The 14,943-nt window shown below is 57.8% G+C and carries 12 protein-coding genes, 1 tRNA gene, 2 rRNA genes and 2 pseudogenes; 5 read left to right on the forward strand and 12 right to left on the reverse strand.

The annotated features are described in order from the left end of the window. Both VHE58_02635 and VHE58_02640 read right to left on the reverse strand, forming a co-directional pair. Positions 1-273 (reverse strand): response regulator (locus tag VHE58_02635; protein HVS26189.1); only part of this gene is annotated, 273 nt, incomplete at its 3' end. A gap of 15 nt (positions 274-288) precedes the next feature. Continuing rightward, a complete protein-coding gene (locus VHE58_02640) occupies positions 289-2,397 on the reverse strand; it encodes a PAS domain S-box protein (protein HVS26190.1) in 2,109 nt (702 codons plus the stop codon). 95 nt (positions 2,398-2,492) lie between these two features. Here VHE58_02640 and VHE58_02645 point away from each other — a divergent pair, with 95 nt between their 5' ends. After that, on the forward strand, positions 2,493-2,684 hold the full coding sequence (locus VHE58_02645) for a helix-turn-helix domain-containing protein (GenBank protein HVS26191.1): 192 nt from the start codon (positions 2,493-2,495) through the stop codon (positions 2,682-2,684). 368 nt (positions 2,685-3,052) lie between these two features. On the opposite strand, the gene VHE58_02650 is transcribed toward VHE58_02645, so the two are convergent. Beyond that, a complete protein-coding gene (locus VHE58_02650; GenBank protein ID HVS26192.1) occupies positions 3,053-4,369 on the reverse strand; it encodes a sodium:proton antiporter in 1,317 nt (438 codons plus the stop codon). Between the two features lie 160 nt (positions 4,370-4,529). On the opposite strand from VHE58_02650, the pseudogene VHE58_02655 reads away from it, so the two are divergent. Further along, positions 4,530-4,682, forward strand: a pseudogene (locus VHE58_02655) (Crp/Fnr family transcriptional regulator). A gap of 72 nt (positions 4,683-4,754) precedes the next feature. Here the strand turns inward: VHE58_02655 and VHE58_02660 are convergent. From VHE58_02660 to VHE58_02675, 4 genes and pseudogenes are all read right to left on the reverse strand, one after another. Beyond that, positions 4,755-5,909 carry an OmpA family protein gene (locus tag VHE58_02660; GenBank protein HVS26193.1) on the reverse strand — a complete coding sequence of 385 codons (1,155 nt, stop codon included), beginning with the start codon at positions 5,907-5,909 and terminating at the stop codon, positions 4,755-4,757. Positions 5,910-5,955: 46 nt separating this feature from the next. Then, positions 5,956-6,897 (reverse strand): ice-binding family protein, encoded by a 942-nt coding sequence (locus VHE58_02665; protein HVS26194.1) that lies wholly within the window; start codon positions 6,895-6,897, stop codon positions 5,956-5,958. A 119-nt stretch (positions 6,898-7,016) separates the two neighbouring features. Continuing rightward, the gene (locus VHE58_02670; protein ID HVS26195.1) at positions 7,017-7,142 is read right to left on the reverse strand and encodes an ABC transporter substrate-binding protein; all 126 of its coding nucleotides are present in this window, start codon (positions 7,140-7,142) and stop codon (positions 7,017-7,019) included. An 8-nt stretch (positions 7,143-7,150) separates the two neighbouring features. Then, positions 7,151-7,423, reverse strand: a pseudogene (locus VHE58_02675) (fatty acid desaturase). A gap of 176 nt (positions 7,424-7,599) precedes the next feature. On the opposite strand from VHE58_02675, the gene VHE58_02680 reads away from it, so the two are divergent. After that, a complete protein-coding gene (locus tag VHE58_02680; protein HVS26196.1) occupies positions 7,600-8,337 on the forward strand; it encodes a Crp/Fnr family transcriptional regulator in 738 nt (245 codons plus the stop codon). Between the two features lie 56 nt (positions 8,338-8,393). Here VHE58_02680 and VHE58_02685 read toward each other — a convergent pair whose 3' ends face one another. Beyond that, positions 8,394-9,602, reverse strand: coding sequence for a cyclopropane-fatty-acyl-phospholipid synthase family protein (locus VHE58_02685; protein HVS26197.1), 1,209 nt, complete (start codon positions 9,600-9,602; stop codon positions 8,394-8,396). Positions 9,603-9,817: 215 nt separating this feature from the next. Here VHE58_02685 and VHE58_02690 point away from each other — a divergent pair, with 215 nt between their 5' ends. Then, complete coding sequence (locus VHE58_02690) at positions 9,818-10,129, forward strand: BON domain-containing protein (GenBank protein HVS26198.1); 312 nt, start codon at positions 9,818-9,820, stop codon at positions 10,127-10,129. A 158-nt stretch (positions 10,130-10,287) separates the two neighbouring features. Next, positions 10,288-10,437, forward strand: coding sequence for a DUF3096 domain-containing protein (locus VHE58_02695; GenBank protein ID HVS26199.1), 150 nt, complete (start codon positions 10,288-10,290; stop codon positions 10,435-10,437). 526 nt (positions 10,438-10,963) lie between these two features. On the opposite strand, the gene rrf is transcribed toward VHE58_02695, so the two are convergent. The 4 genes from rrf to VHE58_02715 all read right to left on the reverse strand — a co-directional run bounded on the left by rrf (position 10,964) and on the right by VHE58_02715 (position 14,674). After that, a 5S ribosomal RNA gene (gene rrf, locus VHE58_02700) occupies positions 10,964-11,077 on the reverse strand. A 145-nt stretch (positions 11,078-11,222) separates the two neighbouring features. Next, positions 11,223-14,320, reverse strand: a 23S ribosomal RNA gene (locus tag VHE58_02705). 16 nt (positions 14,321-14,336) lie between these two features. Next, on the reverse strand, positions 14,337-14,495 hold the full coding sequence (locus VHE58_02710) for a hypothetical protein (GenBank protein ID HVS26200.1): 159 nt from the start codon (positions 14,493-14,495) through the stop codon (positions 14,337-14,339). Positions 14,496-14,598: 103 nt separating this feature from the next. Next, positions 14,599-14,674, reverse strand: a tRNA-Ala gene (locus VHE58_02715). Positions 14,675-14,943: the final 269 nt, after the last annotated feature.

Genomic DNA, 14,943 nt, shown 5'->3' on the forward strand with positions numbered 1-14,943 from the left:
GGTGAGCACGATGACCGGAAGGTACCTGTCAGCATCGTTTGTCTTGAGGCCTTCCATCACCTGGAATCCATCCATGCCGGGCATCTGCAGGTCGAGCAGGATCAGGTCGTAGCGGTTTTTGCGATGCAGCGCGAAGACCTCGTGCGGATTCATGGTCGAGGCAACGCAGGTGTAGCCGGCCTCACTCAGCAATTGCTCCAGCAGGCTGACATTGGACTCCTGATCGTCAACGATCAGGATGCTGGCGTTCAGAATGTCGGGTGCACTAACCATCATGCTTTTTCCTCTTTAATTTGCGCGGGCCGATTCCGTTTTCGCAAATTTCAGTGCCACGTCCAGCGTATCCATGAACTCGTTGACCTTGATAGGTTTGGTGAGATAACGGAAGAATCCTGCCTCCAGACCTTTCTCGATATCGCGTGGCATTGCATTGGCACTGAGCGCAACCACCGGGATGTGCGCTGTTGCCGGGTCTTCAGCCAGGATTCTCAGCGCTTGGATACCGCTGATGCCAGGCAGATTGATGTCCATCAGGATTACATCCGGCCGGGAGGCGCGCGCAATCTCGATGCCGCGGTTGCCGTCCCTCGCACTCAGCAAGCGGATATCGGGCCGGCGCGCGATGAGATCCTCGACCAGCATCAGATTGGCCGGGTTGTCCTCGACATAGAGCAGGGTGCGCAACTGTGCGTCGGCTTGAACTTGCGCCTGGTCGACAGCCCTGGGTTCGGCTGTGCCGGCGGCAGGTTGTGGTTCAGCCGTCAGGTTCAGTTCGATCCAGAACATACTGCCCACACCGACCGTGCTTTCCACGCCGATTTCGCCCCCCATCAATTCGATCAGCCGCTTGCACACCACCAGGCCGATGCCTGTGCCTTCCTCAACGTTCGCCTCTTGTCCGAGACGATTGAACGGCTGGAAAAGCTGCGTTAGTTTATCGGGAGTCAATCCTTCGCCGGTGTCCTTGACACAAATGCGAATGCGTCCTGGAGTGCTCGCGATGCAGTCCACGACGACCGTTCCGCCCACCTTGTTGTATTTGATCGCGTTGGAAAGAAGGTTGATGAGAACCTGCTTCACCCGGGTCCGATCGGCATTGACAAAGTAAGGGCAATCGAACTGAGGAAAGCTCATGCGGATGCCGCTTTTTTGTGCATGCGGTTCGATCATGGCTTGGCAATCGAGCAGCACTTCGGGCAGCGACATGGGTTCCAGCGACAGCGACAGCTTGCCGGACTCGATCAACGCGAGATCGAGGATTTCGTTAATCAACTGCAGCAGATACCATCCCGCCTGGAGAATCTGGTCGATGCTGGCTTTTTGGGTGGGTGTTGGCAGCGGCGAACCCGACTCCATTAATTGGGCGAAACCGAGGATCGCATTGAGCGGGGAGCGCAACTCATGGCTCATGCTGGAAAGGAAATCCGATTTCGCGAGGTTGGCTTTTTCCGCCGCGAACTTGGCGCTCTCCAGCTCGACGTTCGTTTCCTGCAGCGCCTGGTCGAGACGTTTGCGCTCCGTGACGTCGCGCGCTGCGGCGAACACGCCCTGCAGAGTCCTATCTCGGTCGTAGAAGGTGGTCGCATTGTAGGACACCACAGTTTCCTTACCGTCCCTGGCGCGCGCGGTGAGCTCGTAGTCGGTGACCTTCTTTTCGCTCAGCACCAGCTTAATAGCTGCCTCGGCCCGCTCCGGATCGGTGAAGTAATTCTTGAACGGCGCGCCGATCAACTCGTCACGCGTGCAACCGGTGAGCGCCTCCATCTGCTTGTTGACGTCTGTAATGATGCCGGACGGATCGGTAGTCATCAGCGCGTCGATGTTGGATTCGATGAGAGAGCGCGTGTAGAACTGCTGGTCGCGCAGACGCTGATCGAGCTTCTTCTGCTCTGCTTCGACCTGCTTGCGCGCGGTATTATCGGTGCCGATTAATAGATAACCGATGATTCCACCTTGAGCATCGCGCAGCGCCGTGACCGACACGATGGCCGGAAAGCGGCTGCCGTCCTTGCGGATGTAGGTCAATTCGTAGATGTCCTCGATCCCGCGCGCGGCCTTGAAGACCAGGGCCTCGAAGCCCGGCGTGATCGGTGTGCCGAGTTCGGTGCTTAACGCCTTGGCGCGAGCGATCACTTCCTGCGGATCGGAAATGTCGGCCGGGGTGATCTTGTTCAGGACGTCGGCGGCCGTGTAGCCCAGCATGCGCTCGGCGCCGACATTGAATATTTGAATGACGCCCTTCTCGTCGGTGGCGATACTCGAAAAGTTGGCGCTATTGAAAATCGCATTCTGCAAAGCCCCGGTTTTAAGCAAGGCCTTCTGGCGTCGCACTTCGGTGATGCCATCCGCCTTGCCAGTATCGGCGGCAAGGGTGGGACCGTTTCCTGTTTTGGACATGGCCGATTTCCGTGAAAAGCGTACAACGATCCGGAGGGGGAACTGCGCTTGTCGGGCCGGCAACAGAAGATTGCGACCTCGCACCGTCGAACAAATTGCGCCTGACGCACGAATTTCTGGCGGACATGCTGGGCGTGCAGCGAGTCGGATTCACCCTGGCCGCCAGCGCTCTGCAGGAACGCAAACTGATCCGCTATAGCCGCGGCCATCTCCACATTCTCGATCGCCGGGGCATCGAAGCGGCCTTGTGCCGGTGTTACTGGATAATCAAGAACTTGCGATTCTGATCCGTTATCCTACGGACATTCGACCGGCGTTTCGAAGGGTGTGGTGGTGCAAATCATTCCTGCAGCCTGCTTGCCAAAAAAGCACTCTGTGCGATATCGTACACGATATCGTACATATAGAGGCACGATCTGTTCGATACGAGATCGGAACACCCATCGATGCGCTCTCAAGCATGGTCCATGCCGATGGTTAAGAACCCAACTTTGTCCGCACGTCAATCGCCCCGGCAGAGCCATCTTCTCGCCGCGCTGCCGGCAGGACCGGATCAAAGACACCGAGGTCAATGCCGCCGCCACGAATGCCTACCAGGAAGCCGAGGCATTCATGAAAGTCGGCCGCGCACGAAAGGATTGATCGTTCCCGCCGGTTAGCGGCCGGAGCGCCTTGCCTTTCTCTTCGCATAGAGATCCATCAGAGGGGTCACGGAGATGCCGTGAAGCACGATGGAGACAGTCACCGTGGTAAGCGTGATGGCGATGATCTGTTCAGCCAACGGACGGGGCAAATCATGATTGATCGCGTACATCAGGTAGTAAATCGAGCCGATTCCGCGGATGCCGAACCAGGAAATCAGGATGCGCTGGTCGCGCGATATGGGCGCGCCGAGCAATCCAAGCCATACCGACACGGGACGCACCACTACAAAGAGGAGCAGGACGAACCAGGCGGTGCTGGCGGCGACAGTGGTGAAGGCGAGCATCGCGCCAACCACCAGAACCACGGCCACCTCGCCGATCCGTTCCAGTTGTTCGTTGAAACCCCGCACCGCCTGCATCATGTAGGCGCTGGCATGTTCCGGGTCAGTGGCATGCTCTTCCTGCGTTTGCTTGCTCTGCAGACCGGCAGGTCCCACGGCCGCCCGGCCGTCGCCCACGTCTTGTTCTTTCACGCGCTGCAGGGCAAGGCCCGCGGCAAACACGGCCAGAAAGCCATAGGTGTGACTGAGCACCGCAACCCCGTAGGCCAGCGCAATGAGGCCCAGCGCCAGAAACTCGTCGAGCCCGACGGACTCCTTATGGCGGCTGCGCAGATAGACCACGAGCTTCCCAATCAGCGCGCCCAAAGCCCCCCCGATCAGCAGGCTGCCTGCGATCGCCCAGAACACATCGATCGCGAGCCAACGCCAGCCCGCCGTGCCCAGGTCGTGCAGGCCGAGCAAGCCAAGGCCCAATATCACGAAAGGAAACGCGGCGCCATCGTTGAGGCCGCCTTCCCCCGTCAGGCTGAAGCGCAACCGGTCGCGATCGCCCGCGTTTTCCACCTGCACGTCCGAGGCCAGAACCGGGTCGGTGGGCGCAAGGATCCCTCCAAGCAGGACCGCCGCGCCCAGTGACAGGCCGAGGCCGAACATCCCGATTACGACGATCAGCGCCACAGTCAGCGTCATCGAAACGAATGCCAGACGGACCGGCATACGCCAGTGCTTGTCCGACAGCGGAAGACCAAGTTTCAGGCCGGCGGCGAACAGCGAGATGAGCACCGCGACCTCGGTCATTCTTTCCAGGATGGCGGAGTGCAACAGCGGGTGAGGCGTCATGAGCGCCCATCCGGCGGGACCGAGCCCGACACCGGCAGCCAGATAGAGTATCGCAGTGCTCAAAGGAAGGCGCTTCAACAACGAGCCTGATAAGGCCATTGTCGTCAGCAGCGCTCCAATGATGATTGCCCAGATCGCGAAGGACATTGAATCTGGGTTCATCCGACTTTCGTGTGGGTCGAAGGTTTAATTAACCGGGTTCCGGGATAGGGTCAGCGTCGTAAGGCTTCCCTCATCAAAACGCTCACCGCAGAGGACGCAGAGGAAATTCAATTGCGAGAAAAGGGTTAAAGGGCAGCTCCCGTGAGCCGGCAAGTTGCAGGCGGCGGGATTGATCTATTACAGCCGCGGCAAGATCACCGTGCTGGACCGTCCGAAGCTGGAAGCACGGGTCTGCGAGTGTTATGCGGTGGTGAAACGCGAATACGACCGCCTGCTTCCGCAAATCACCGCGACCTAGGGTCGCCATCAGGCGCGACAACCAGGATGGCCCGCAGCACCCTGGTCTCTAGCCGGGCTCAAGCAGCGGGCATTACCTCGTGCTGGTAACTTCGACTACCACGCGGCGATCAGGCTGCAGGCAGGCGATCAGAGTCTTGGTTGCTTTCTTGCCTTTGCATTCACCGGGCTTCGTCACGGGTTCTGATCCGTCTATTCCTCTGGCCGCGATCTTGCCGGACGGGATCCCTGCGGATGCCACCAGATAGTCCTTGACCGCTTCGGCGCGGCGCGTCGAAAGCCTCATGTTGTATGCGTACGAACCGATCCGGTCGGTGTGTCCCGTTACCGTCATGACGTCAAAGTTGGCGCCCCTCAGGTCTGCAGCAAACTTGTCGAGGGCCTGTTTGCCCCCAGGCTTCAAGATCGCCTTGCCGAAATCGAAAAGAGAATTCGCGGAGGAATCCGCGGAGAAAGTCACCTTCCTCGGCGCTGGCGGCGGCGTCACGACCACCGGCCGGGGCGCAGGGGCGGCGGCAACAGGTTCGGGCGCAGGGGCGGGGGCAACAGGTTCGGGCGCAGGGGCGGGGGCCGGCGTTTTCCCGCCGAACCGATAGACCAGGCCGGCCGAGAAAAGATCGATGTCGCCGCGGTTGCCGACTGCATCGTTGATCCGGTAGCGTTCCGCCTCGACGCGCATTCCGAGAGATTCAGTGAAAGCGTACTGAAGCCCCAGGCCGAACTTGTAGTTTGTCGCGCGCCTGCTGGGGTTGAGATTCGCCACCACGACGGCTCCGGTTCCGGCGAAAGAGTCTTTGGCCCGCGCGTACTGCACGCCGAACCGGCCAAACGCAGAAAACTTTTCAGTGATGGGCAGAATGCCGACGGCGTCGAGATTCAGGCCTTTGAGGTTGATGTTGCCGCTCAGTGTTCCCGGCGGTACCGTGGTCGCCTTAAAACCGAACTTTCCCAGATCGAAATAGCCGCCTTCAAGGGCAAAATACTTGATGAACTGGTACCCGCCAAAAAGCTTATAGCCGAAGTCGCGATCGTCATCGGTGATCGAGGTGGTGGCAAGGCCTGATCCCCGCAGGCCGCCGATGATCCGCGCGTCGTCGATTTTCGCTTCTGACGCACCAATGTTGAACCCGCCGTACCAGCCCGAATCGTCCGCCACTGCGAATGAGCTGGCGATTGCAGCGAGTGCCCCCAGACCCAGCGTCCCTACGGTTTTAGCTACTCTCTTCATGTTTTTTCTCCAAAATAACTTGGTGCAAGTCATCGAGCGCCACCAATTACGGGGCAGGAATATTGATGATGGTGTTGGTCATCGTGACCGAAGCATTAAGGGCCATCGCTCTGCCGTTCAGCGTCGTGATGGGGGGGGTTCCGGCGGTCGAGAACGAGATTGCTGAAGAAGCGATGATGGTCCCCACCATGGTGCCGCCACCACCGGCGTTGATCGTGGCGGAGCTGCCCACCTGCCAAAAGACGTTCTTGGCCTGGCACCCTTTGATACAATTGACGCTTCGAGGGAATGCCGCTCCCGGACCGCCCACATCGAGCGTAGACGCCATCTGGAACACCCAGACAGCATTCGCGTTGCCTTGGCCGTCGAGGGTCAAATCTCCTGCCGGATCTACGGTGCCGTTCCGTATCAGGAACTGCCCCGCGGGGGCTGTATAGAGGCCAGGAGCGAGGGTTAGCCCGGACAGGTTGGCACCCGGATTCAACCCGCCGGGTCGTGAAGCTGGCGAGAGATCGTTAAACGCCGCTTGTGCGGCGGCTAGGGCATTGTTTGCAATCGTGCATGAGACGGGATTTACAGCAGCGGACGTGGGGCCCGTGGTGGAATGGGTACACGTGAAGATCAGCCCGCTCACCGCGCCGATGTTCAGCAGCGTTTCCGTATAGATATCTCCTGCCGAATCGTGGAATCCAGTCACCGCCGTAGGTACAGTAGCGGTGGTCGCCATATTCCCACCATTGATCTGGGTAAGAATCCCCTCGTTGGTCGCCCCGGCGCCGCCGCCGCCGCTGAAACCTCCCAACGCGCCGGCCGCTCCAAGGTTGGGCGCTGCACCTGCCGGTCCGGGGCCGCCGCCTGCACCAGTTGCGGTTGCGGCGCTGCCGAAGATTGGATCCCTTCCTCCACTACCACATCCCGCCACAAAAGCGACCAGCAGTAATGCCATGGACCACATCAGTGGCTTAGTAACGCTTTCGAATCTGTTCATTTGTTTCCCCTCTTTATCTGAATCCAGAAAACCGAAAACCATCGATGTAATCGACCGACCCCTTGTCGGTGCGCACGCTGACGTTCTGCACAATCGCTTTCGCGCGGAGCTTCACCGTTTTAATTATCACTAATAGTTTGGTCAAAAGTCAACCGGTAGGTCGTAATCAGGCTGATGCCGGCGATCTTGATAGCGTAGACCTTCCACCCTGCCGTCGTCTTCTCCATGTCGTAATCGATGGTCATCCGTTCGGCTCCGGGCTATGCGGGTCGTCCGCGGTCTCGCACTTGGCGTGATGCTTGCGGTGGATGGCGGCCCATTCCTTGGTCACCATGCCGGTCGTGAGCCACAGCCAGAAACGGAAAAAGTGGCTTACCGCGGGATGAAGGTCGAGCGCGCGATGGGCTTGGCACCGGTGAATAAATATCGTCACCGAAGCGATGGTGACGTGCGTCAGCGCGAGCGCCGCGAGCACGTAACCCCACCACGGAAGATCGAAAACGCCGGAAAACAACGCTGAATCCATCAATCATGATCACGCATGTCGCAATTTTGTTTCGACCGGAGATGGCGAGTGTAAGAGCGTCCGCCCTTGCTGCAGGATGTTCTGTGCGCTAGCGAACATAAAGTGTAAAATGTGGCTATCCCCGATCTTCTGGCACGGGGACCTTGCTTTTGCTACGGCCCTGATTGGAGGTGACTATGAGCAAGAATCTCGCCGCATCCGGAACCCATACCCCCGCTCAAAATAATCTTCTTGCCGCGCTGCCTGCGGCGGATTACGAGCGCCTGCTGCCGGACTTGGAGCTCGTGGCGCTGCCGCTCGCCTTGGCCGTCTACGAGTCAGGCGGCAAATTGGACTACGTGTATTTCCCCACCGACTGCATCGTGTCGCTCCTCTACGTCATGAGAGACGGTGCGTCGGCGGAAATCGCGGTCGTGGGGCATGAAGGCCTGGTCGGCATTGCGATGTTCATGGGCGGGGAATCCACGCCCAGCCGCGCGGTGGTGCAAAGCGCCGGCTACGCGTACCGCCTCGCATCAAAGATCCTCAAACGGGAATTCGAGCGCGGCGGCCCGCTGCAGCATCTGCTGCTGCGCTACACGCAGGCGCTGATCACGCAGATGGCGCAGACCGCAGTGTGCAACCGGCACCATGCGGTCGAGCAGCAGTTATGCCGCTGGCTGCTCTTGAGCCTGGACCGACTGCGCTCGAACGAGCTGACCATGACCCAGGAGCTGATTGCCAACATGCTGGGAGTGCGCCGCGAGGGCGTGACCGAGGCCGCCGGCAAGCTGCAAACGGCCGGATTGATTCATTACAGCCGCGGCAAGATCACCGTGCTGGACCGTCCGAAGCTGGAAGCACGGGTCTGCGAGTGTTATGCAGTAGTCAAACGCGAATCGGATCGCTTGCTTCCCGAAAGGGTCGCAGCCTGATGATCGGCCCCGAGCTTCCAGGGCTTTCCGCATCTCGGCGCTGACGATCTCCCGCCTCACCGGTCATACACGTATTCCCGCGTGAGCGGCAGCGGGTTAGCCCCGGTGTTTTCGGCCTTGCATCCGAGAACCTGATAGACGTTCATCCACGCCTTCCCAAAGCCGTAAGCGCAGCCGGCGAGATAGATCTGCCAGATGCGAAGCCGCTTGTCACCGACCATGCGTACCGCACGCTCGCGGTTCGATTCGAGGCGGCTTGCCCATTCGTGCGCCGTGCGCGCGTAATGGCGCCGCAACGATTCCACGTCGGTCACCTCCAGCCCGGCCGCAGACATCTCCTGCAGCACGAGGGCAAGGTGCGGCAGTTCGCCGTCCGGAAACACGTAGCGGTCGATGAACTCCCCCGCCCCCAGGCCCATCCAGCGGCTGTCTACGTCGCTGGTCGTGATGCCGTGGTTGAGGACCGCTCCGCCGTTTTTCAGGAGCGAGCGGATCTTGCCGAAGTAGGCGCGCAAGTTCTTCAAGCCCACGTGCTCGAACATGCCGACGCTCGCGATTTTGTCGAATACGCCGGTCCCCGGCACATCACGATAGTCGCGCAGCTCGACGACGCAGCGATCTTCCAAGCCTTCGGCCCGGACCCGCTCGCGCACATGCGCGAATTGTTCTTTTGAAAGCGTGATCCCGGTTGCGAGGGCGCCATACTTCTTCGCCGCCCGCATAATCAACGCCCCCCAGCCGCAACCGATGTCGAGAAAGCGCTCGCTCGGTTTCAGCATCAGCTTGTCCAGAATATGGTCCAGCTTCTGCACCTGGGCCGTCTCGAGAGAATCGTCCTCTTTCCGGTAGTAAGCGCAGGAATAGACCATGTTCCGATCCAGGAACAGTGAATAGAAGTCGTTCGAGACATCGTAGTGGTACTCGATCGCCTTGCGGTCGCGGTTGCGGGTGTGGCGCGTGAACCGGCGGAATCCGGAGCGCGTGGTGGTGGTGGTGGCGCGGCGCGCCAAGCTCTCCGCGATCCTGAAAACCTCGTGGATCGACCCCTCGACCCGGATGTGGCCCTCAACGAAGGCCTCACCCAGCTTGTTCAGATCGGGGGAAATGAAGTACCGGAGCGCCGACAGCTTTGGAATGGCAACCGTGACCGTGGGCTTCTGAGATAGATCGAAGCAGCGCCCGTTCCACAGCTCGAGCCGCAAGGGAATGGGCCCGGTGGCCCGAATCTGATCAATTACCCGCTGAAAGCGGCTCTCGAGGAACATGGGCAGCACTCCGCGCAAGCTTACGACGAGGACTTGGCACCGTATGTACGCTGGCGAACAGAGCGAACGCTTCACCAGGCGGAGAATTGCCGCAACGATGGAGCGAACAATAACCGTACGAGTTCGCGATAGCGGCGTCAGTCCGCCGCGTGAACTCACCGGTTTCCGCGAGGTTCGCTGGTTTTTATCGTTCGTATTACATGGAGAGTTTAATCATGCAACAATTTAAACGCTTTTCCGCTTTTTTCAGTGTTGTTCTGTTGACGACTGTTCTGGGTTGCGCCGCCACCTCGACGCGGGAAGGCACGGGCGAGTATATTGATGACTCCGTCATCACAACGAAGGTCAAGGCCGCGATTTTTGACGAGCCGGGTTTGAAATCCGCTGAAATCAACGTCGAAACCTTCAAAGGCGTAGTTCAGTTGAGCGGCTTCGTCAGCACCCAGGCCAATATATACAAAGCGGTCGAGGTGACGCGCGGCGTCAAGGGTGTGACGTCCGTCAAGAATGACATGCGGCTCAAGTAACGGTGATGGTGCGGCGCTCGAGCCGCACATCGACGTGCACGCCATGACGCTACGTCAGGACAAGCCGATCATCCCGTTGAAGGCGGTAAAGTCGCGCCGGCCTCTTGCGGGTGTTACGAGATCGTCGAGAACCTGTAGACCTAAGAAAGGATAACGCCATGAACATCACCTTGAGCCTTGCCCCACTGGTATCGCTACTCGCCGGCATTCTCATTCTCATCGTGCCCCGGATGCTGAACTACATCGTCGCGGCATATCTGATCGTCGTCGGATTGCTGGGACTGTTCGGCGACATACACCTGAGATAAACAGGAACGGATAGGAAATTTCATCCCACGCTGCGCGCCTTCGGTGCTCGCGCGGCGCGAATCACGCTTCGCCGCGACGGGTTCGTGACCGATGCAGCTGATCAGGGCGTGCTCTCGGGGCAACTTGGGGCGCGCACATTTGGCGTTATGGTGAGTGCTGAGCCCTTCGACCACGCTCAGGACAGGCCGCGGCCGCCAGCGCGTGTACGAAGGCCGCACGGGGCGCGCAACCCGCGCCGCTGGTCGCGCGGTGTGCGGCAGTGGAACGACCCGGAGCATGTCTGGCTGAATCCACCACCGAAGATCGCACTCATGGAAAAGGCCGTGGCATGAGCGCATCGTGCAGAATTTGAATTCTGTTTTATGCGACAACTACCTTGACAGCGCCCGGACCTGTGAAAAAACCGGATTGGGGTACTAGACAAGATTTGCAACGCGGCGTCTTGTCGTAAACTCAAGTAGGTCACCGGGCAAGCTTCGCTTAAAACAAAAAAGCCCTCACGAGGAGGGCTTTTTATTTTATGGTGCCTGGCGGTGACCTACTTTCGCATGCGAACTGCACACTATCATCGGCGCTGAAGCGTTTCACGGCCCTGTTCGGGATGGGAAGGGGTGGGTCCACTCCGCTATTGCCGCCAAGCGTAACGGTTTAACGGTCAGCTTTCGGCATTCAGCCGTCGGCCAATCGCAGCAAAAAGGAAGAAGCAGGGTTAAGAATTGTATTTCGCAAACACCGACCCTCGCTGACAGCCGAACGCTGAGAGCTGGTTGTCGCTTAAGGTTATAGGATCAAGCCGCACGGTCAATTAGTACGGGTTAGCTCAACGCATTACTGCGCTTACACATCCCGCCTATCAACGTCGTCGTCTTCGACGAACCTTTAGGGGAGTTGACCTCCCGGGAAGTCTCATCTTGAGGCAAGTTTCACGCTTAGATGCTTTCAGCGTTTATCTCTTCCGAACTTAGCTACCCGGCTGTACGACTGGCGTCATAACCGGTACACCAGAGGTTCGTCCACTCCGGTCCTCTCGTACTAGGAGCAGCCCCCCTCAAACTTCCAACGCCCACGGCAGATAGGGACCAAACTGTCTCACGACGTTTTAAACCCAGCTCACGTACCACTTTAAATGGCGAACAGCCATACCCTTGGGACCGGCTACAGCCCCAGGATGTGATGAGCCGACATCGAGGTGCCAAACTCCCCCGTCGATATGAACTCTTGGGAGGAATCAGCCTGTTATCCCCGGCGTACCTTTTATCCGTTGAGCGATGGCCCTTCCATACAGAACCACCGGATCACTATGACCTGCTTTCGCATCTGCTCGACTTGTCAGTCTCGCAGTCAAGCATCCTTTTGCCATTGCACTATCAGTACGATGTCCGACCGTACCTAGGATACCTTCGTACTCCTCCGTTACTCTTTGGGAGGAGACCGCCCCAGTCAAACTGCCTACCATACACGGTCCCCACCCCGGATTACGGGGCAAGGTTAGAACCTCGATAACATCAGGCTGGTATTTCACCGATGGCTCCACGATGCCTAGCGGCACCGCTTCAACGCCTCCCAGCTATCCTACACAGACCTCATCAAAGTCCAATGTAAAGCTACAGTAAAGGTGCACGGGGTCTTTCCGTCTAGCCGCGGGGAGATTGCATCATCACAAACATTTCAACTTCGCTGAGTCTCGGGAGGAGACAGTGTGGCCATCGTTACGCCATTCGTGCAGGTCGGAACTTACCCGACAAGGAATTTCGCTACCTTAGGACCGTTATAGTTACGGCCGCCGTTTACCGGGGCTTCGATCAAGAGCTTGCACCCCATCACTTAACCTTCCGGCACCGGGCAGGCGTCACACCCTATACTTCCACTCATCGTGTTTGCAGAGTGCTGTGTTTTTAATAAACAGTCGCAGCCACCGATCTTTTGCAGCCCTTTCGCGCTCCGTTTGTACAACTTCACGCTACAAAGGCACACCTTCTTCCGAAGTTACGGTGTCAATTTGCCGAGTTCCTTCTCCCGAGTTCTCTCAAGCGCCTTAGAATTTTCATCCTGCCCACCAGTGTCGGTTTGCGGTACGGTCTTGACCAACTGAAGCTTAGGGGATTTTCCTGGAAGCGGGGTATCGGCAACTTCGCGAGACAAGCCCGCTCGTCATCACGCCTCAGCTAAGCCCTCCGGATTTGCCTGAAGGGCATGCCTACACGCTTAAACCGGGACATCCAACACCCGGCTTGCCTAACCTTCTCCGTCCCCCCATCGCATTGGTCAACGGTTCAGGAATATTAACCTGATTCCCATCAGCTACGGCTTTCGCCCTCACCTTAGGGGCCGACTCACCCTGCGCCGATGAACGTTGCGCAGGAAACCTTGGGCTTTCGGCGAGCGGGCTTTTCACCCGCTTTAACGCTACTCATGTCAGCATTCGCACTTCCGATACCTCCAGCACACCTCTCGATGCGCCTTCACAGGCGTACGGAACGCTCTCCTACCACGTATGCACTTCCTTTAAGCGACTAAGTGACTCCTTCACGCGCCTTTTCCTCACCCCGTCTGACATCCTCTATCAGTAAAAGAGCGCTTTAGTTCCGGCATCACATTGGCTTCACCAATATGAGCCTTCACTGAAGCTCACGCTTTGCTCGCACTAGTGCTTACGCACATGTGCTCGCGAGCGCTCTTTTCTGAGGAAATTTAAACGAATTGCTTAAAGTGAAGTGCACACATCCCTAGCTTCGGTGTACAGTTTGAGCCCCGTTACATCTTCCGCGCAGGACGACTCGATCAGTGAGCTATTACGCTTTCTTTAAAGGGTGGCTGCTTCTAAGCCAACCTCCTGACTGTTTTAGCCTTCCCACTTCGTTTCCCACTTAACTGTACTTGGGGACCTTAGCTGAGGGTCTGGGTTGTTTCCCTTTCGTGTCCGGACGTTAGCACCCGGTGCACTGTCTCCCATACTGCACTCTTCGGTATTCGGAGTTTGCCATGGTTTGGTAGGCCTTGACGGCCCCCTAGCCATAACAGTGCTCTACCCCCGAAGGTGATATATGAGGCACTACCTAAATAGTTTTCGGAGAGAACCAGCTATTTCCGGATTTGTTTAGCCTTTCACCCCTACCCACAGCTCATCCGCTACTTTTGCAACAGTAGTCGGTTCGGACCTCCAGCAGGTGTTACCCTACCTTCATCCTGGCCATGAGTAGATCATCCGGTTTCGGGTCTACACCCAGCAACTAAATCGCCCTGTTCGGACTCGCTTTCGCTGCGCCTTCCCTAAAAAGGTTAAGCTTGCTACTGAATGTAAGTCGCTGACCCATTATACAAAAGGTACGCCATCATCCCTTGCGGGACTTTGACTTTTTGCATGCATGCGGTTTCAGGATCTATTTCACTCCCCTCCCGGGGTTCTTTTCGCCTTTCCCTCACGGTACTGGTTCACTATCGGTCGATTACGAGTATTTAGCCTTGGAGGATGGTCCCCCCATGTTCAGACAGGATTCCACGTGTCCCGTCCTACTCATCGCTATCCGCGCATCCGGCCTTTCACCTACGGGGCTATCACCCGCTATGGCCAGACTTTCCAGACTGTTCTGTTAAATCGAATGCGCTTTCCTAGCTGGGCTGTTCCGATTTCGCTCGCCACTACTTTCGGAATCTCGGTTGATTTCTGTTCCTCTGCCTACTTAGATGTTTCAGTTCAGCAGGTTCGCTCCTGACACCCTATTGTATTCAGGTGCCGGTGACCCTTGCGGGCCGGGTTTCCCCATTCGGACATCCACGGATCAAAGCCTGTTTGCCGGCTCCCCGAGGCTTATCGCAAGCTACTACGTCCTTCATCGCCTGTAATCGCCAAGGCATCCACCTCATGCACTTGTTCGCTTGATCCTATAACCTTAAGGCCTCAGACGTTGCCGCCCGAAGCACTAGCTACAGGTGTTTGCGCCCCTTCAACCCGACTAAAGACTGAAAGGGCGATACAATCTAAACCCAGGTTCTGATTCGCGCAAAACGGGCAGCCGAAGCCGCCGGTTCCGACGAACCAAAACTTTACTTCTTCCATTTTGTTAAAGAGCGATACAGCCGTTTCACTCGTAAGGAGTGAAGAGTAAGGGGTAAAGAGTTTTTCACTCCTCACCCATCACTCTTAACTCTTCACCTGGAAGTGGTGGAGCTGAACGGGATCGAACCGATGACCTCCTGCTTGCAAAGCAGGCGCTCTCCCAGCTGAGCTACACCCCCTCGCCAGAGATCAGAGATCAGAGATCAGGAAAACCCTAGATCACTCTTCCTGATCTCTGATCTCTAGTCGCTGATCTCTGCTCCCAAAGGACTGCCATGAAACCCGAACCCATCATCCGCCTGACGCAAGGCAAGCGCGTTCTGTTCCTGACCAAAGATCCGGAGCTCATCCGGAAGCAGCTCCGCGGGGAGCTCGATCTTCGAATGAGCGACCTGACGATCGACGATCTGCTCGACGACATCAACACTGACGCCATGACTCCGGCCTG

This window comes from Burkholderiales bacterium (assembly GCA_035543335.1).
Classification (GTDB): domain Bacteria; phylum Pseudomonadota; class Gammaproteobacteria; order Burkholderiales; family JAHFRG01; genus JAHFRG01.

Excerpts from the sequence above, each read along its gene's own strand:
- VHE58_02640 (HVS26190.1), bottom strand. The coding sequence starts at position 2,397 with ATGTCCAAAACAGGAAACGGTCCCACCCTTGCCGCCGATACTGGCAAG.
- VHE58_02680 (HVS26196.1), top strand. The coding sequence starts at position 7,600 with ATGAGCAAGAATCTCGCCGCATCCGGAACCCATACCCCCGCTCAAAAT.
- VHE58_02665 (HVS26194.1), bottom strand. The coding sequence starts at position 6,897 with ATGAACAGATTCGAAAGCGTTACTAAGCCACTGATGTGGTCCATGGCA.
- VHE58_02695 (HVS26199.1), top strand. The coding sequence starts at position 10,288 with ATGAACATCACCTTGAGCCTTGCCCCACTGGTATCGCTACTCGCCGGC.
- VHE58_02710 (HVS26200.1), bottom strand. The coding sequence starts at position 14,495 with ATGGAAGAAGTAAAGTTTTGGTTCGTCGGAACCGGCGGCTTCGGCTGC.
- VHE58_02660 (HVS26193.1), bottom strand. The coding sequence starts at position 5,909 with ATGAAGAGAGTAGCTAAAACCGTAGGGACGCTGGGTCTGGGGGCACTC.
- VHE58_02690 (HVS26198.1), top strand. The coding sequence starts at position 9,818 with ATGCAACAATTTAAACGCTTTTCCGCTTTTTTCAGTGTTGTTCTGTTG.
- VHE58_02650 (HVS26192.1), bottom strand. The coding sequence starts at position 4,369 with ATGTCCTTCGCGATCTGGGCAATCATCATTGGAGCGCTGCTGACGACA.
- VHE58_02670 (HVS26195.1), bottom strand. The coding sequence starts at position 7,142 with ATGACCATCGATTACGACATGGAGAAGACGACGGCAGGGTGGAAGGTC.
- VHE58_02685 (HVS26197.1), bottom strand. The coding sequence starts at position 9,602 with ATGTTCCTCGAGAGCCGCTTTCAGCGGGTAATTGATCAGATTCGGGCC.